This window comes from Rhodococcus sp. (in: high G+C Gram-positive bacteria), from assembly GCF_049286785.1.
In the GTDB taxonomy this organism is placed as follows: domain Bacteria; phylum Actinomycetota; class Actinomycetes; order Mycobacteriales; family Mycobacteriaceae; genus Rhodococcus_F.
Map to the genome: position 1 here is coordinate 25,297 of NZ_JBAQEO010000683.1, position 17,562 is coordinate 42,858.

15 protein-coding genes are annotated in these 17,562 nt (G+C 68.3%); 6 read left to right on the plus strand and 9 right to left on the minus strand.

The genetic code is table 11. The annotated features are described in order from the left end of the window. Positions 1 to 163: 163 nt before the first annotated feature. From WAW17_RS24840 to WAW17_RS24855, 4 genes are all read left to right on the plus strand, one after another. Complete coding sequence (locus WAW17_RS24840) at positions 164 to 1,540, plus strand: phosphoribosyltransferase family protein (protein WP_422335538.1); 1,377 nt, start codon at positions 164 to 166, stop codon at positions 1,538 to 1,540. Further along, positions 1,537 to 2,472, plus strand: a complete 936-nt coding sequence (locus tag WAW17_RS24845; RefSeq protein WP_422335539.1) for a ribose-phosphate diphosphokinase — start codon at positions 1,537 to 1,539, stop codon at positions 2,470 to 2,472. Before WAW17_RS24840 ends, WAW17_RS24845 begins: the two co-directional genes overlap by 4 nt. Before the next feature lie 45 nt (positions 2,473 to 2,517). After that, on the plus strand, positions 2,518 to 5,322 hold the full coding sequence (locus tag WAW17_RS24850) for an AMP-binding protein (RefSeq protein WP_422335540.1): 2,805 nt from the start codon (positions 2,518 to 2,520) through the stop codon (positions 5,320 to 5,322). 76 nt (positions 5,323 to 5,398) lie between these two features. Beyond that, complete coding sequence (locus tag WAW17_RS24855; protein WP_422335541.1) at positions 5,399 to 5,878, plus strand: cupin domain-containing protein; 480 nt, start codon at positions 5,399 to 5,401, stop codon at positions 5,876 to 5,878. Positions 5,879 to 5,897: 19 nt separating this feature from the next. On the opposite strand, the gene WAW17_RS24860 is transcribed toward WAW17_RS24855, so the two are convergent. Genes WAW17_RS24860 through WAW17_RS24875 form a run of 4 tightly spaced genes read right to left on the minus strand, consistent with a single transcriptional unit; the run spans position 5,898 to position 9,404 of the window. After that, positions 5,898 to 6,638, minus strand: coding sequence for a cobalt-precorrin-6A reductase (locus tag WAW17_RS24860; protein ID WP_422335542.1), 741 nt, complete (start codon positions 6,636 to 6,638; stop codon positions 5,898 to 5,900). Positions 6,639 to 6,640: 2 nt separating this feature from the next. Further along, on the minus strand, positions 6,641 to 7,390 hold the full coding sequence (cobM, locus tag WAW17_RS24865) for a precorrin-4 C(11)-methyltransferase (protein ID WP_422335543.1): 750 nt from the start codon (positions 7,388 to 7,390) through the stop codon (positions 6,641 to 6,643). Then, positions 7,387 to 8,622 carry a precorrin-6y C5,15-methyltransferase (decarboxylating) subunit CbiE gene (gene cbiE / locus WAW17_RS24870; protein ID WP_422335544.1) on the minus strand — a complete coding sequence of 412 codons (1,236 nt, stop codon included), beginning with the start codon at positions 8,620 to 8,622 and terminating at the stop codon, positions 7,387 to 7,389. The genes cobM and cbiE overlap by 4 nt, the downstream gene beginning before the upstream one ends. Further along, positions 8,619 to 9,404, minus strand: coding sequence for an SDR family NAD(P)-dependent oxidoreductase (locus tag WAW17_RS24875; RefSeq protein ID WP_422335545.1), 786 nt, complete (start codon positions 9,402 to 9,404; stop codon positions 8,619 to 8,621). The genes cbiE and WAW17_RS24875 overlap by 4 nt, the downstream gene beginning before the upstream one ends. 30 nt (positions 9,405 to 9,434) lie before the next feature. On the opposite strand from WAW17_RS24875, the gene WAW17_RS24880 reads away from it, so the two are divergent. Further along, complete coding sequence (locus WAW17_RS24880) at positions 9,435 to 9,848, plus strand: PPOX class F420-dependent oxidoreductase (protein ID WP_422335546.1); 414 nt, start codon at positions 9,435 to 9,437, stop codon at positions 9,846 to 9,848. Here WAW17_RS24880 and WAW17_RS24885 read toward each other — a convergent pair. Continuing rightward, positions 9,808 to 10,566: a polyprenol monophosphomannose synthase gene (locus WAW17_RS24885; protein WP_422335547.1), complete on the minus strand. Its 759-nt coding sequence runs from the start codon at positions 10,564 to 10,566 to the stop codon at positions 9,808 to 9,810. The two genes, WAW17_RS24880 and WAW17_RS24885, sit on opposite strands and share 41 nt — an antisense overlap. Before the next feature lie 127 nt (positions 10,567 to 10,693). Then, on the minus strand, positions 10,694 to 11,833 hold the full coding sequence (locus WAW17_RS24890; RefSeq protein ID WP_422335548.1) for a M24 family metallopeptidase: 1,140 nt from the start codon (positions 11,831 to 11,833) through the stop codon (positions 10,694 to 10,696). 36 nt (positions 11,834 to 11,869) lie between these two features. Between WAW17_RS24890 and WAW17_RS24895 the strand changes: the two genes are divergently transcribed. Further along, positions 11,870 to 12,826, plus strand: coding sequence for a 5'-3' exonuclease (locus tag WAW17_RS24895; RefSeq protein WP_422335549.1), 957 nt, complete (start codon positions 11,870 to 11,872; stop codon positions 12,824 to 12,826). 30 nt (positions 12,827 to 12,856) lie between these two features. Here WAW17_RS24895 and WAW17_RS24900 read toward each other — a convergent pair whose 3' ends face one another. From WAW17_RS24900 to tatC, 3 genes are all read right to left on the minus strand, one after another. Next, complete coding sequence (locus tag WAW17_RS24900) at positions 12,857 to 13,498, minus strand: DUF4333 domain-containing protein (RefSeq protein ID WP_422335550.1); 642 nt, start codon at positions 13,496 to 13,498, stop codon at positions 12,857 to 12,859. A gap of 97 nt (positions 13,499 to 13,595) precedes the next feature. Continuing rightward, positions 13,596 to 16,322: a DEAD/DEAH box helicase gene (locus WAW17_RS24905; protein WP_422335555.1), complete on the minus strand. Its 2,727-nt coding sequence runs from the start codon at positions 16,320 to 16,322 to the stop codon at positions 13,596 to 13,598. A gap of 18 nt (positions 16,323 to 16,340) precedes the next feature. After that, on the minus strand, positions 16,341 to 17,381 hold the full coding sequence (tatC, locus tag WAW17_RS24910) for a twin-arginine translocase subunit TatC (RefSeq protein WP_422335551.1): 1,041 nt from the start codon (positions 17,379 to 17,381) through the stop codon (positions 16,341 to 16,343). Between the last annotated feature and the right edge of the window lie 181 nt (positions 17,382 to 17,562).

Genomic DNA, 17,562 nt, shown 5'->3' on the forward strand with positions numbered 1-17,562 from the left:
CGACCAGGCGGTTCCCGTGGTGACGATAGTAGGCGCTCGGGGATCCTGATTGGACAGATCACTGATCTGAGGGACCAAGGTCCCTCGGGACAGTAACGGGCGACCCTGTTGAAGACGAGAGCACGGTCGCACTCTGGAGATACCTGTCAAGGAGGTGCCACCGATGCCGTTCCTCGATCGCCGCGACGCGGGGCGTCGGCTGGCAGAACACCTCCAGGCCTACCGCGGCGAGAACACCGTGATTCTCGGCCTGCCTCGCGGGGGTGTCCCCGTCGCGTACGAGGTGGCCCGGGCACTGGAAGCCCCGATGGACGTTATCGTCGTGCGCAAACTCGGCGTTCCCTACCAGCCCGAGCTGGCCTTCGGAGCCATCGGCGAAGACGGCGCGAAGGCAATCAACGACGAGATCGTTCGCACGGCCCACGTCTCCGCGGAAGAACTCACGATGGTCGAGCAGGCCCAGCGGGCCGAGCTGCAGCGCAGAGTCGTACGGTTCCGGCAGGAGCGACCCCGGATTTCGCTGACGGGACGAACAGCCATCATCGTCGACGACGGGATGGCAACCGGTGCCACCGCCCGCGCGGGGTGCCAGGTCGCCCGCGCCCAGGGCGCCGAGCGAGTGGTGATGGCGGTTCCGGTGGCCTCGCGCGAGGCGGCCGACATCCTGACCGACGTGGCCGACGAGGTGATCTGCCTGGAGACCCCGGCCTTCTTCTACGCCGTCGGGCAGTGGTACCAGGATTTCGGGCAGACCTCCGACGACGAGGTCTGCGACCTGCTCCGCCGCGCAGCCGAACTCTTCCCGGAACCGGTCCAGGGGCCGGCAGGCGACGCGGCTGAGCGGGAGGCGGTCGCCGACCCGGCACCACGGGACGAAGAGGTCACGGTGCGGGCAGGTGAGGTCTCGTTGGCAGGACACCTCACCATCCCCGAACACCCCGTCGGCATCGTCGTGTTCGCCCATGGCAGCGGCAGTAGCCGGCACAGCCCGCGCAACCGGTATGTCGCCTCGGTACTCAACCGGGGCGGTTTGGGCACCTTGCTGTTCGACCTGCTGACCAGGGAAGAGGAATCCTTCCGCGCCCACGTCTTCGACATCGCGATGCTCGCCGAACGACTGGTCGAGGTGACCCGATGGCTGGGCACCCAACCGGACATCGCCCGGTTGCCGATCGGATACTTCGGGGCGAGTACCGGTGCCGGAGCGGCACTGTGGGCCGCGACGGACCCCCACGTCGATGTCGGCGCCGTCGTCTCCCGGGGTGGCAGACCCGACCTCGCAGGCGCCAGACTGCCCTCGGTGCGGGTACCGACACTGCTGATCGTGGGCGGGCACGACGACATCGTGATCGAACTGAACAAGAAGGCGCAGGCGGCGATGCCGTGCGAGAGCACCCTTGCGGTGGTGCCGGGCGCCACCCACCTGTTCGAGGAACCGGGCACACTCGAGCAGGTCGCCGAACTCGCGCGCGACTGGTTCGTCAAGCACCTCGCACCGGCGACATCGGGCGGCCGAGCCGGATCCGGGACCACCATGTGACGGTCCTTCGCATCGTTTCCGGCACAGCCAACCGTCCCCTCGCGGACGCGATCGCGAACACCCTGCGGCTCGGGCTCGCCGGTTGCACCGTGGAGCGTTTTCCGGACGGCGAGCTACGTCCCACCGTCGAGTCCGTGCGCGGCGCCGACGTCTATGTGGTGCAACCGACCGCCCCACCCGTGAACGAGCGCATCGTCGAACTGCTGTTGCTGCTCGATGCGTGCCGGCGAGCCGGCGCCGCACGCGTGACCGCGGTCGTGCCGTATTTCGGGTACGCACGCCAGGATCGTCGCGACAGGGCGGGCCAGGCGGTGGGCGCCCGCGTGATTGCCGACGCACTGGCTGCCGGAGGTGCCGATCGACTCGTCGTCGTCGACCCCCACACCACCGCATTGGAAGCGATGTGCGACTTCCCGGTGGAGATGCTGACCGCGGTTCCGGTTCTGGCGGCCATGCTGATGCAGACGACGGCCGAGGGGACGGTCGTGGTGGCTCCGGATCTCGGTGCGGTCAAACTCGCCGAGCACTACGCGTCACGCCTGCACGCCTCGGTGGCGGTGGTGCGCAAGCACCGGGAAAGTGGTTCCGTCGTGCACGCCGAGGAACTGGTCGGCGACGTACGGGAACGCCCTGCGATCGTCATCGATGACATGATTTCCACCGGCAGCACGATCGAGACGGCGGTACGGCTCCTTCTCGATCAGGGCGCGGCGCCGGGCATCGTGGTGGCCGCCACGCACGGGCCGTTGATCGAGGCCGCGACCGGTCGGCTACGCGATCTTCACCTCCGGCGCCTGGTGGTCACCGATACTGTGGCGCAACAGGATACAGCGCCTCCGGTGCACGTGTGCTCGCTCGCCCCCCTGCTGGGCGAGGCGATCGCACGCCTCCATGGAGACCAGGCGCTCGACGACCTTCTCATCCGCACGTGAAAGGCCGGTCCAGTCGATGGAGCCCATCACCTCGGGGACCGGAGAATGACAGGGGTCGAGCCTGCGCCCGCAGGGCAGGACGAGGCCCTGCTGCTCACGCTTGTCCGGGATCTCGTGGCCCAGCGGCACACCGTGGACCGCGCAGCGCGCGCAGAACTCGACAGCTCGTTGGATCGCGATCTCGGACTGGACAGCCTCGGCATCACGGAACTACTCGACCGCGTGCAGGATGCATTCGGGGTGAGCCTGGGACGCGGCATCCTCGGCACCGTCGCGACACCGCGTGACATTCTGACTGCGGTGCGACGTGCTCCTCCGCGGGTTGTCACGCGGCAGGCGATGCCCGTGCGACACGCCGTTCCGTCCCGGATCGACCCCACTCCCGACGGAACCGCCACCCTCACCGAGGTGCTGTCCTGGCATGCCCGCACCCACCCCGACCGGGTGCATCTGCGGATCCTCTCGGACGAAGCACCGGACGAGATCGGCTACGGCGAACTGCAATCCGCCGCCACGACGGTGTCCGCCGCGCTGCTCGCCCGCGATCTCCGCCCCGGGGACAGGGTGGCCATCATGCTGCCGACCGGACGGGACTACTTCACCACGTTCGCCGGTGTGCTCCTGGCGGGCGGCGTCCCGGTACCGGTCTACCCACCGGTGCGCCCGTCGCAACTCGTCGAGCACCTTCGGCGTCAGGTCCACATCCTCGGCAACGCGCAGGCGCGAGTGCTGATCACCGATCCTCAGGCCGCACGGCCGGCCCGACTGGTGCGCGACCAGGTCGAGTCGGTGCACCACGTCCTCACCCCGGCCGAGCTGACCGGTTACGGCCCGGCGCTCGGCGGGGTCCGCGGGGCGGACGACATCGCGCTGCTGCAGTACACATCCGGCAGTACCGGCGATCCCAAGGGCGTCACGCTGACCCACGCCAACCTGCTGGCCAACATCCGGGCCATGGGCAAGGCAGCCGAGGTCTCTTCTCACGACGTGTTCGTCAGCTGGCTACCCCTCTACCACGACATGGGTTTGATCGGCGCCTGGCTGTCCAGCCTGTACTTCGGGGTCCCGCTGGCCGTGATGTCACCGCTCGATTTCCTCACCCGGCCGGCACGGTGGCTGTGGGCCGTCCACGCCCACCGCGGCACCCTTTCCGCAGGCCCCAACTTCGCCTACGAACTGTGCCTGCGCAAGATCACCGACGCGGAACTGGACGGGCTCGACCTCAGTTCGCTGCGCATGGTGTTCAACGGCGCCGAGCCGGTGAGCGCGGACACCGTGACCCGGTTCGCCGAGCGGTTCGCCGCCTACGGGCTGCGCCGCGAGGCCCTCGCCCCGGTTTACGGACTGGCCGAGGCCTGCGTCGGACTCACGTTTCCGCCCGTGGCGCGTGGTCCGGTTGTGGATCTGGTTGCCCGACAGCGCTTCCTGCGCACCGGCCGGGCGACCCGGGCTGCCGGGGACGACACCGCTCCACTCCGCTTCGTCGCGTGTGGCCGGCCCCTTCCCGATCACGAGGTCCGCGTGGTCGACTCGGCGGGAAACGTTCTGGGTGATCGGCGCGAGGGCCGGATCGAATTCCGCGGCCCCTCGGCGACCACGGGATACTTCCGGAATCCGCGTGCCACTGCAGCGCTGGTGCGCCGCGGCTGGCTCGACACCGGCGATCTCGGCTACCTCGACGGCGGTGAACTCTACGTGACGGGCCGGGTCAAGGACCTCATCATCCGGGCGGGCCGGAACCTGCACCCGGAAGAACTCGAGCGGGCAGTGGGTGCAATCCCGGGAATCCGCACGGGGTGCGTCGCGGTCTTCGCGACCTCCACGCAGACGGGCGGCACCGAACGTCTGGTCGTACTCGCCGAGACACGTGAGACCGCGGGTTCCGCGCTCGACGAACTGCGGGAACGGATCATCGGTGCCAGCGTCGACCTGCTGGGAACACCACCGGACGACATCGTGCTCGCACCACCCCGATCGGTGCCGAAGACCTCCAGCGGCAAGCTTCGGCGGGCCGCCGCCCGGCGACGGTACGAACAGGGCGGCGGGCAGGATCGTCATGAGCCGATGTGGTGGCAGCTGACCCGTTTCGGCGCCCGCGGTGTGATCCCGCGCGTGCGTCGGGCCGCACGAATCACGTACACCGGGGCGTACGCCGTGTGGTGCTGGTCGATGCTCGTCGCCGTGAGTCTGCCGACCCTGATCGCCCTGGCGGTGGTACCGAGGCTCGCCGCGCGCCGGGCTGTGGCGCGGGCTGCCGCCCGGACCCTCGCCCGGCTCACCGGTACTTCGGTTACGGTGGATCGTCCCGAGCGTCTCGCGCGACTCGCCGCCTGCCTCGTGGTAGCCAACCACGCCAGCCTCCTCGACGGCATCGCGATGTCCACCGTCCTGCCCGGCTACTACACCTTCGTGGCCGGCGAGGTGTTCGAGCACAAGCCGGTGATCGGCTTCGTGTTGCGGAAGATCGGCACCCGGTTCGTCGAACGCGCCGCACGCGAGCGGGGGGTGGAGGACACCCACCACCTCGCGTCGGCAGCCCTTGCCGGCGAACGGCTGGTGGTGTTCCCCGAAGGCGGGCTCTCGCCGGTTCCGGGGCTGCGGCCCTTCCACATGGGGGCGTTCGTCGTTGCCGCCGAAGCCGGGCTTCCCGTCGTGCCCGTCGCGATCTCGGGCAGCCGCGCGATGATGTGGCCCGACCACGGCACGGTCATCCGGCGAGGAGCCATCCACCTCGTCGTCGGCGATCCGCTCGTCCCGGACGGGCACGGCTGGGATGCCGCCACCGCACTGGAACGCGCCGCACGCGCCTCCATTGCGCGACACTGCGGGGAACCCGACAACCGGCGGTGATCCCACGAACGCACCCGCCCACCTTTCGGGAACTTGTTCGAGTACCCGTGCATCACGCTGCGCGCGGCCTTACTCTGTGAGCGCAGAACATCCCACCGAACAACTATCCGCGGAGCACGTGCGCCGAAAGGCTGTGGCCATGCTTGCCAGGTCGAGTCTGCTCGTCCTCTGCTGTGCAGCGGTGTCGACGGTAGCTCTGCCGTCGCTCGCCCACGCGACTCCGTCGGAGGGCGTCACCGCGCAGATACTGTTCGCAACCACGGTGCCCGGCACCGATCTCACCCTCCGCCGCATCGAGATCGCCCCCGGCGGCACCACCGGCTGGCACTTCCACGACGGCCCGGTCTACGCGTACGTCGATTCCGGGGTTCTCTCGAGGACGCTGGACGACTGCAGCACGGTCGACACGGCTCCCGGTCAGTTGATCGCCGAAGACCACGGAAGCGACCACGTGCACGAGGGTTCCAATCCGGGGACCGTGCCGTTGGTGCTGTACGCGTTCTACACGGAGCCGCAGGGGAAGCCGCTGTCGGAAGACGCCGCCGCAGCCTGCTGACCGCCCCTTGCGCCTCTCCTCAGGTCAGCGACCTGACCCAGCCGACGGCCTTCGCAACATCGTCCACCGTCGGAATCGCCGCAGGCAGCGGCGGCCGGCGCACCACCACCACCGGAATCCGGAGATCCCGGGCGGCGTCCAGCTTGGCGGCCGTCTGATCACCACCACTGTTCTTCGTGACCATGATGTCGATGGCGTGCTCGCGCATCAGCGCTGTCTCCGCCGCCACGGTGAACGGGCCGCGGTCGAGCAGCAGCGTCGAACGCGGTGGCATCGGCACCTCCGGCGGATCGATCGCGCGTATGAGGAACCAGGGCGTGTGCTGATCGGCGAACCGATCGACTCCCTGCCTGCCGATGGTGAGGAACACTCTCTCTCCGAGCGTGCGCACCACCCCTGCCGCCTCGGACAGGTCGGCCACCTGCCGCCAGTCGTCATCGCTCCGCGGCATCCACTCGGGGCGCCGCAGCACCACCAGCGGCGTGCCGCAGCACTCTGCGGCCGTGATCGCGTTCGCGGTGATCCGGGCAGCGAAGGGGTGCGTGGCATCCACGACGACGTCGACCGGATTGTCCTGCAGCCACGCGGCGAGGCCATCCGCTCCCCCGAACCCGCCGATTCGCACCTCCCCGGCGGGAATCCGCGGATCGCGAAGGCGCCCCGCCAGCGACGACACGGTGTCGACACCCGGATCGTCCGCAAGTGCAGCTGCCAGGGACCGCGCTTCCCCGGTACCGCCCAGGATCAGAACCCGCGTCATGTTCAGTGGGTGGCGCGTTCGCGGGTCGCGGAATACAGATAGCTGTCCGGGAATCCCTCGGCGGCAAGCACTTTCCCGACGATCACCACGGCGGTCTTCGTGACACCGGCCGCCCGTACCTGGCCGGCGATCGTGGCGAGGGTGCCGCGCAGCACGATCTCGTCGGGGCGCGAGGCGAACGCCACGACCGCTGCCGGACAGTCCCGGCCGTAGTTCTCCGTCAGTTCCTCGACTATCCGGTCGATGCGGTGAGCACCCAGGTGTACCACCATCGTGGCCCCACTGCGACCGAGGGAACGCAGGTCCTCCCCCTCGGGCATGGCGGTGGACAGCGTCGACACCCGCGTCAGCACGATCGACTGGGAGACACCGGGAACCGTGAGTTCGCGTCCCAGCGATGCGGCCGCGGCCGTGAACGCCGGCACCCCGGGCACCACGGTGTAGGAGACTCCGGCGGCCTCGAGCCTGCGCACCTGTTCGGCGACCGCGCTGAAGATCGAAGGGTCACCCGAATGCAGCCGTGCCACGTCCTGTCCGGCCGCGTCGGCCTCGATGAGAATGGCCACTATCTCGTCGAGGCTGAGCCGCGCCGTGTCGATCACCCGTGCGTCCGCGGGGCACTCGGCCACCAGTTCCGGCGGGACGAGACTTCCCGCGTACAGGCACACCGGACTCGCCGCGATGATCCGCTGGGCCCGTACCGTGATCAGGTCGGCGGCGCCGGGGCCCGCTCCGATGAAGTAGACCGTCATGTCGTCTTCCCTTTCGACTGCTTCGTCACCGACCACTGCACCACCGGCAGTTGCGGACGCCACGCGGTGAACTCGCCCAGGGGCCCACCGCGATACACCTGGAACTTGCGTAGCTGCCCACCGCATTTCGAGAACCACTGCAGCAGCAGCGCTTCGGATTCGGCGGTCACGGCGTTGGCCACCAGTCGGCCCCCGCCGCGGAGGCTGGTCCAGCACTCCTCGAGCAGCCCCTCCTGGGTGACGCCGCCGCCGACGAAGATCGCGTCGGGCTCGGACGTCCCATCTGGCGCGTCCTCGAATGCGGAGGGCACCGCCCCGAGTATCACGAGGGAAGGGACACCCAGCCGGGTGGCGTTCGCCTCGATCTGCCCCATCCGTCCCGCGTCCCGCTCGAAAGCCACCGCGCGACAACGGGAGTCGGTTCGCATCCATTCGATCCCGATGGTGCCCGAGCCGCCGCCCACGTCCCACAGCACTTCCCCCGGTGCGGGCGCCAGCGCGCACAGGGTCAGGGCGCGGATCTCGTGCTTGGTCATCTGTCCGTCCCCGGAATACGCTGCGTCGGGGAGGCCGGGAATTCTGGTGAGCCGCAGGCGATCCGGACCGGCCACGCACTCGATGGCGATCACGTTCAGACGCGCACCCGGGTCGGAGGTCCACGACGACGCGGTTCCGTCGACCCGCGACTCAGCCGGTCCGCCCAGGTCGCCGAGCACGCTGAGCCGTGACGCTCCGAACCCGGCGGCGCTCAATAGCGCGGCCACCACGGCGGGAGTGTGTTCGTCGCGGCTCAGGACCAGCACGCGCCCGCGATCGGTCAGTGCGGGCGTGAGGGATTCGACAGGCCGGTTCACCAGACTGACAATGGCGGTGGCGTGCAGCGGCCATCCCATCCGGGCACATGCCAGGGTGGCCGACGACGGGTGGGGAATCACCCGCACCCGCGACGAGCCCAGCAGTTCCACGAGGGTGACCCCGACGCCGTGGAACATCGGGTCACCACTGGCCAGCACACAGATCCGCCGGCCGTCGAACTGCACGAGCAGCCCCGGCAATGCGGGCACCAGCGGAGACGGCCAGGGCACGCGCCGGGCAGTCGAGTCGGGAACCAGGTCGAGCTGACGCGGAGACCCCAGAAGGACATCGGCGCCCTCGATTTCGCGGCGGGCGCGGGGCGACAGCCCGTCCCACCCGTCGGCGCCGATGCCGACGACGACGATCGGATCGGTCATCGCGGCATGCGGCGCCAGACCGCCTGCGGAAGCAGCCTCATCACGAAGAACACGGGACGCAACAGTCCGGGCACCCATACCCTGCTCGCGCCCCGACGCAGTCCGCGCACAACTGCATCCGCCACCTGAGTCGGATTGCTCGACATCGGTGCCGGCGACATGCCCTCGGTCATCCGGCCGATCACGAAGCCGGGGCGCACCAGCATCAGCGAGACACCGCTGCCGTGCAGCGCGTCACCGAGCCCGCTCGCGAACCCGTCCAGGCCCGCCTTCGCGGAGCCGTAGACGTAGTTGGCCCGGCGCACCCGGATGCCGGCGACGGACGAGAACACCACGATCCGTCCCGAACCCTGATCCCGAAGCAGAGTGGCGAGATGGGTCAGCACGCTGATCTGGGCAACGTAATCGGTGTGAACCACCGCGACTGCGTGCCGTGCATCCCGCTCAGCGCGCGCCTGATCGCCGAGGACGCCGAAGGCGAGCACTGCCACCGCCAGGGGCCCGTGATCCTTCACGACCGACGTCAGCACCTTCTCGTGACTGTCGAGATCGTCGGCATCGAACTCCACGCACTCGACGGCCGCGGCCCCGGCATCGAGAAGCGACTGCTTCTCGGTCACCAGGTCGGCGCTTCGACGGGCCGCGAGGACGATGGTGCGTCCCGGTGCGAGCCGGGCCGCGATCTCGAGACCGATCTCACTGCGGCCACCCAGGACGAGCACGGTCCCCGCACCTATCGAGTCTTCCGTCCTACCGCTGTCCTTCTCCGATGCCAGGCTCACCCGTCCAGTGTCCTGGATTACCGTCAAGGCATGGACCGCACCCCCCAAGCCTCCATCCGCCTGACCGACGACGCCCTGGCCTTCCTCGCCGAATACCACCTCGGCACGCTCACCACGCTCCGCAAGAACGGCACACCGCACGTCGTGGCGGTCGGCTTCACGTGGGATCAGGAGCACGGCCTCGCCCGCGTCATCACCAACGGATCTTCACAGAAGGCACTCAACGCCGAGCGAGGCGGTTACGCGGCCGTGAGCCAGGTGGACGGGCCACGCTGGCTGACCCTGGAAGGTCCTGCACGGGTCCTCGACGACGCCGATTCGGTCGCCGATGCCGTCGCCCGCTACGCCGCCCGCTACCGGCAGCCCCGCGTCAACCCCACCCGGGTGGTGGTCGAGATCGCCGTCAGCCGCGTACTGGGCTCTGCCGCTTTCCGCCACCACTGAACCGCAGCTTCCACGGCACCAGCGCCGACTCCAACTGCACACCGAGACTCATCTTGGACACACCCTCGGTGCGTTCCTCGAAACGGATGGGCACCTCGGCGATCGTCATCCCGCGCTGCACCGTGCGGTAGTTCATCTCCACCTGGAATGCGTAGCCGTTGCTCTGCACGGTCACGACGTCGATCGCCCTCAGCGTGTCCGCGTGCCACGCCTTGAAGCCGGCGGTCGCGTCCTTGACGTGCAGTCGCAGGATCGCGTTGACGTAGAAGTTGGCCCACGCCGACAGTGCCTTGCGATGCCACGGCCAGTCACTGGCCACCGCGCCCCCGGTTACGTATCGCGACCCGAGCACCACGGCGGCGTCCGTCGTGTTCAGCGTCTCCACCATCCGCGGGATCGCCTCACACGGGTGGGACAGATCTGCGTCCATCTGGATCACGATTTCCGCACCCTCGTCCAGCGCGCGGGTCATGCCTGCGACATAGGCCCGTCCGAGTCCGTCCTTGGCGGTGCGGTGCAGAACCCCGACGGGGATCGGACCGTCGATCACCAGTTTGTCCGCCACCTCACCCGTGCCGTCCGGGGAGTTGTCGTCGACCACGAGTACATGCAGGTTCGGGAGCTTCAACCCGGCAAGAAACTCGACGATCTTGGGCAGGTTGTCACGTTCGTTGTACGTCGGTACAACGACGGTGATCTTCGGGGCGACGCTCGACATAACACCTTCGTTTGATCTGTGATCCCGCCTCACCGGGCTGGGCCACGGCGAGTGCGGTCGCGAACAAAGGGAAGATGTTACTACCCCTCACGCACCGTGCCCGCACGCTCCGCTCGGCTCGGCGGGATCAGCCGGGCAAAACGGTCAGACCGTGCGGACGCGTGTTGACAGGTTCGCAGCCGTCGGCGGTCACGATGACGATGTCCTCGATCCGAGCACCCCAGGCGCCGCCGAAGTAGATTCCCGGCTCCACGCTGAACGCCATTCCCTCCGCCAGCTCGATCGAGTTGCCCGCCACGATGTACGGCTCCTCATGCACCGACAGGCCGATGCCGTGCCCGGTCCGGTGCACGAACACCTCCGCCAGCCCCTGCGCCGCGAGTACGTTCCGGGCGGCCGCGTCCACGGCTTCGGCCGTCACTCCGGGCCGGACGGTGTCGACGGCTGCCGCCTGGGCCTCCTCGAGCACCGCGACACGTGCCGCCACGGTGGGATCCGGCTCACCCATGCTGTAGGTGCGGGTGGAGTCGGAGTTGTATCCCGGTTCCACCGGACCACCGATGTCGATGACCACCACGTCGCCCGACTCGATCACCCGCTCCGACACCTCATGATGCGGATCGGCGCCGTGCGGTCCCGAACCCACGATGACGAACGCCGCCTCGGTGTGTCCTTCGGCGAGAATCGCGGCGGTGATGTCTGCTGCCACCTCGGCTTCGGTCCGGCCCACCTTCAGGAACTCCCCCATCCGGGCATGCACCCGGTCGATGGCCCGGCCCGCCCGCCGCAACGCATCGATCTCCGCGTCGTCCTTGATCATTCGCAGTTCCCGCAGCACATCGGTGGCCAACACCGGCGCCGCCCCGAGCGTGGCCGTCAACGGAATGAGATGCAGCGCGGGCATCGCGTCGGTGACCGCGGTGCGCGCCGGCGCCGGCAGCAGACCCGCCACCATGACGTAGGGATCGACGCCGTCCACCCAGTCCCGAATGGTCAGGCCCAGATCGGATGCGGCGGAGTCGCCGAGCGACGCCAGTTCGAGACGCGGAACCACCACCGACGCGGTGTCCCCGTTCGCCGGAATCACCAGGCAGGTGAGCCGCTCGAACGACTCGGCCCGCGAACCCAGCAGGTACCGCAGATCGGGTCCGGGAGTGATGAGGAGACCGTCGAGTCCTGCCTCGCCGGCGAGCGTTCCGGCACGCGCTATCCGGTCGGCATAGATGGTGGTCGGGAAGCGTGCGGTCGAGGCGCCGAGGGAACTCATGGCTTCAGGCTAATGCGGTTTGGCAGGATGGGGGCCATGAGTGGGCCTTTGCTTCTCCTCGACGGTGCCAGCCTGTGGTTTCGCGCGTATTACGCGCTGCCCGACTCGATCACGTCACCCGACGGTCGACCGGTCAACGCCGTGCGCGGATTCACCGACATGGTCGCTGCGCTGATCACCAGGCACCGGCCGTCCCGGCTCGCGGTGTGCCTCGACCTCGACTGGCGGCCCGCTTTCCGGGTGGAGGCGGTACCCACCTACAAGGCGCATCGGGTGGCCGAGGGCACCGGGGGTCTCGAGGAGGAGGTCCCCGACACCCTGACGCCGCAGGTTCCCATGATCCTGGACGTCCTCGCCGCCAGCGGAATCGCGACCGCAGGCGCCGAAGGTCTGGAGGCCGACGACGTCCTCGGCACTCTCGCCGCCACCGAAGCGAGCGATCCGACCATCGTGGTCACCGGGGACCGGGACCTTCTCCAGGTAGTTGCCGACGACCCGGTATCGGTGCGGGTGCTGTACGTGGTGCGCGGCCTCGCGAAGGCCGAACTCCTCGGCCCCGCCGAGGTGGCCGCCAAATACGGGGTGCCGGCCGAACGGGCCGGAGAGGCGTACGCCGAACTCGCCCTGTTGCGCGGCGATTCCTCCGACGGCCTCCCGGGGGTGCGCGGTGTGGGCGAGAAGACCGCATCGAGCCTGCTCATGCAGTACGGATCATTGCAGAACCTGCGGGCCGCCGCGCTCGACCCCGATTCGAACATGTCGAAGGGTGCGCGCGCGAAGTTCGCTGCCGCCGCCGACTACCTCGACGCGGCGCTGCCGGTTGTGCGAGTGGTGCGGGACGCGAATGTCGTTCTGTCCGGGGACGACACGCTGCCCGCCGAACCGGCCGACGGGGACCGGCTCGGCCGTCTGGCGGAAGAACTCGGTATCGAGAGTTCCGTTGCCCGCCTCACGGCGGCGCTGACGGCGGTGACCGACGGGCAGGTGGTGTGACTGACCGTCCGCCCGCATCGGCGACACCCTCTAGCTCGGGCGGCTCACCTCGTAGGTGCCCTCGTCATCGGTGAAGGTGAGGGTGACCTGCTTCTTCTCACCGTCCACGGTGAGATCGCACGTGAAGCTGTTGCCCTTCTTCACTTCCTCGCCCGACGGGCAACTCACATCCGAGACGTTTTCCGCGCCATAGGAGTCGGTGACGATGCGCTCGACGCCCTGCTCCGCAGCTTTCTGATCGAGAGTGTCGGTTCCGAAGACGGTGAACGCGAGCACGACCGCGACCGCGGCGATCACCAGGACGACGACCGCGCCACCGATGATCCACGGCAGCTTGGACTTTCCGGACGGCCCGGGAGGCTGACCCCACTGCTGCTGACCCGGAGCCGGACCCCACTGCTGAGGCGGGCCGGGCTGCTGACCCCACTGCGGCTGCTGCGGCTGACCCCACGGCTGAGCGGGAGGTTGCTGACCCCACTGCTGAGGCGGGCCGGGCTGCTGACCCCATGGCTGAGAGGGTGGTTGCTGACCCCATGGCTGAGAGGGTGGTTGCTGACCGTACTGCGGAGCCCCGTACTGCCCACCGCCCTGACCCGGGTCGCCCTGACCCGGCTGCTGCTGTCCCGGTGCCCACTGGCTGTTCGGGTCGTTCGGTCCGTAAGGGCCGCTCATCGTCGCCTCCCGCTCCCAAGTGAATGTCGTACTACCGTAGCGCCCCGCCGCCGTACCCGGGCGCGTGGACAACGCGTGAACCCCGCCGCGGCACCGGTCACGCCGCATCGACAGCAACGACTCCACGGCGGATCGCGGCCACCGCTCGGCCGGCAGCCTTACCCACATCGGGATCCGGCGACGCGGAACGCACCTGCTCGAGGAGGTCGATCACCTGCCGGCACCACCGGACGAAATCCCCGGCCGACAATGCCCGGCCCTGATCGCCCGCTGCCACAAGGGCGTCGACCAGGGAACTGTGGCTTGCCCATTGGAAGACCGCGGAGGCGAAACCGAGATCGGGCTCGCGGGTCGGAGGTAACCTGTGCCGAATCTCGTCGGCCCGCAGTTCCCGCCACAGGTGCACCGTCTCGTCCAGTGCGTGACGCAGCACACCGGGTCCACCGACATCGGTGGTGTCGCCTTCGCGGCGCGATTCGAAGATCACCGCCGAGACGACAGCGGCAAGTTCGGCCGGACCGAGCCCTTTCCACACCCCCTGCCGCAGGCATTCGGCCACCAGCAGATCACTCTCCGAATAGATTCGGCGCAGCCGGGCGCCGTGCTCGGTCACCTCGGGATGCTCACCCCCACCGAGGTAGTCGCGTTCGGCGAGCAACGACAGGATCCGATCGAAAGTGCGCGCAAGCGAATTCGTCGTCGCCGCCGCCTGCTGACGCATCGTCTCGGTTTCCCGGGCGATCCGGTTGTATCGGTCGCCGATACGGCTCAACTGCTCGCGGTCGGGGCGGCTGTGACACGGGTGCTGTCGAATTTCGCGCCGCAACCGGTTGATTTCGGCGTCGTCACCCGCACCGGACTTCTTCCGTTTACGTCGGCCCTGGGCGACGATCCCGGTGCTGCGCAGCGCGGAGGCGAGATCGCGCCGTCCGCGAGCGGTGTGATGATCGGTCCTGCGCGGCAACCGCATCGTCCCCAAGGCGCGGGTCGGCTCGGGAAAATCACCGACCGACACTCGCCCCGCCCATTTTCCTTCGGTCAGGATCAGCGGTTTCGGATCGGTGGGGTCGCGGTCCGGCTCCAGCACCACTGCCAGGCCCGCATGGCGTCCCACAGGAATCGAGATCACATCGCCGCGTCGCAAACCGACGAGGGAGGCAACCGCGGTCTCGCGCCGCTCGGTGCGCCCCTGCCGCTCGAGCGCCCGTTCCCTGCTGCTCAGCTGATCCCGCAACCGCGCGTACTCGAAGTACTCACCGTCCGCGCCGCCGAGCCGCTCCCGGAGTGTGTTCAATGCGGCCTCGTTACGTTCGATCCCCCTCGTCAGGCCCACGACGGAACGATCGGCCTGGAACTGGGCGAACGAGCGTTCCAGCAGGGCCCGTGATTCGGCCACACCCATGCGGTCGACGAGATTGATCGACATGTTGTAGCCCGGGCGGAACGAACTGCGCAGGGGAAACGTCCGGGTCGAGGCCAGGCCCGCCACATCCACCGGTTCCACGCCCGGCTGCCACAGGACCACCGCATGACCCTCGACGTCGATGCCGCGCCGCCCGGCCCGTCCCGTCAGCTGCGTGTACTCCCCCGGCGTCAGTTCGGCATGCGCCTCCCCGTTGTACTTCACAAGTCGTTCGAGAACGACCGTGCGAGCCGGCATGTTGATACCCAGGGCAAGCGTCTCGGTGGCGAACACCGCCCGCACGAGACCCTTGACGAACAGTTCCTCGACGGTCTGCCGGAAGGCGGGAAGCATCCCGGCGTGGTGCGCCGCCAAACCGCGTTCGAGGGCCTTGCGCCATTCCCAGTAGCCGAGAACCTCGAGATCTGCTCGCGGCAGGTCTGCGGTATGGGCGTCGACGATGGCGCGAATTTCGCTGACCTGCTCGGGTGTCGTGAGATCCAGTCTGGACCGCACACACTGGGTCAGTGCGGCGTCGCATCCGGCCCGGCTGAAGATGAACGTGATGGCAGGTAGCAGACTCTCCTCGTCGAGACGGGCGATCACCTCCGGGCGCGGAAGTGGCCGGAAATCGCTGGACGCTACTCGGCCGCCACCGCGGCCGCGGCCCCGCGACTCCCACGAGTCCGCCCGGTCGAGCGCTTGGCGCTGTTTGACATGACGGACCAGATCCGGGTCGACCACCAGGTCCCTGCGGCCCTCACCGGCAGCGCGGGTATCGAAGAGATCGAACAGCCGTCGGCCGACCATGATGTGCTGCCACAGCGGAATCGGCCGATGCTCGTCGACGATTACCGCCGTGTCGCCGCGGACCGTCTCCATCCACGCGCCGAACTCCTCGGCGTTGCTGACCGTCGCAGAAAGACTGACCAGGCGGACATCCTCGGACAGGTGCAGTATCACTTCTTCCCACACCGCGCCGCGGAACCGGTCCGCCAGAAAGTGCACCTCGTCCATGACGACATGGGACAGTCCGCGCAAGGCCGGCGAATCGGCGTACAGCATGTTCCGCAGAACCTCGGTGGTCATGACGACCACCGGCGCGTCGGCGTTGATACTCGAGTCGCCCGTCAGGAGTCCGACGGTGTCCTTGTCGTACCGGCGTACCAGTTCCGCGTACTTCTGGTTGCTCAGCGCCTTGATGGGTGTGGTGTAGAAGCACTTGCGGCCGGATGCGAGCGCCAGGTGCACGGCGAACTCGCCGACCACGGTCTTTCCCGCGCCGGTCGGTGCGCAGACCAGAACGCCGTGACCCCCCTCGAGCGCGCGACAGGCATTGATCTGGAAAGGGTCGAGAACAAAGCCGAGCAGCGCCGAGAACTCGTCGAGTTCGGTGCCGCCGGACGATCTACCTGTTGTCACTGCCACACAGCCAGAGTGTCACAGGGTATCGGAGAAGTCCTGACCAGGTGTGTTGTGCCCGGTGGTGGCCGTGCTCTCCACAGTGGCCGCGGCAGCGGACTTACGATTTCTGCGCGACCGCCGGAACCGGCCCGCAGGTTCGGGAGACGGTTTCGCAGTCGAGTCGAACGCCTCGTCGAGGTCGGACGGCGCGGCGATCGGTGAAGCCGCGTCGTCGTCGAGGGCGCCCCAATCCTGCTCCGTGCGCCGGGCCTTCCGACGGTCGTTCAGGCGGGCGATCTGCACGGCGATCTCGAACAGGAGGGTGAGGGCCAGCGCCAGGGCAAGCATCGAGAAGGGATCCTGGCCGGGAGTGGCGATCGCGGCAAAAACGAACAACGCGAAGATCAGGCCGCGTCGCCACGCCTTGAGCTTGGCGTAGGGCAGGATGCCGACGAAGTTGAGGGCCACGATCAGCAGCGGGATCTCGAAGCTGACACCGAAGATGATCAGCAGATTGACGATGAAGCCGAAATACTCGGCACCGCTCAGGGCGGTGATCTGGACGTTGTCACCGATCGTCAGCAGGAAGTGCAACGCCTTGGCGACCACCACGTAGGCCAGCACGGCACCGGCGACGAACAGAACCGCAGCGGAAAGCACGAAACCGATCGCGTAGCGGCGTTCCTTCGCATACAAACCTGGTGTGATGAAGGCCCACAGCTGATACAGCCAGATCGGGCAGGCCAGGACGATTCCGGCGGTCAGCGCCACCTTGAACCGAAGCATGAATTGCTCGAACGGCCCCGTGGCGAGCAGTCGGCATGCGCCGTCGCTGCTCAGGTCCGCTCGACTCGAGTCGGGCAACGAACAGTACGGTCCGCGCAGAAGATCGCCGAGGCTCTCGACTCCGAGAAACGTGTGGGAGTACCAGAAGAACCCGATCAGCGTTGTCACGAAGATCGCCAGTACCGACAGCAGCAGCCGGGTACGAAGCTCGTAGAGGTGGTCGATCAACGACATCGTGCCGTCGGGATTGGTCCTCCGCTTGCTGTACCGCGGATCGAACGGAATTCGCACTGTGCGCCCTAGTCTTGTCAGCAGGCAACCGGGGTGAAGCTCACCCCGGTTGACGGAAACGCTCGGGCTACGCCGACTTGGGATCGGTATGCTGCGCCACCGGCGCCGGTGGCGTTACCGGAGCAGCGGCGGTGTCTGCCACGGGCAGCTGGGTCTGCGCGGCAGGAGCGGAAGGGGGCGC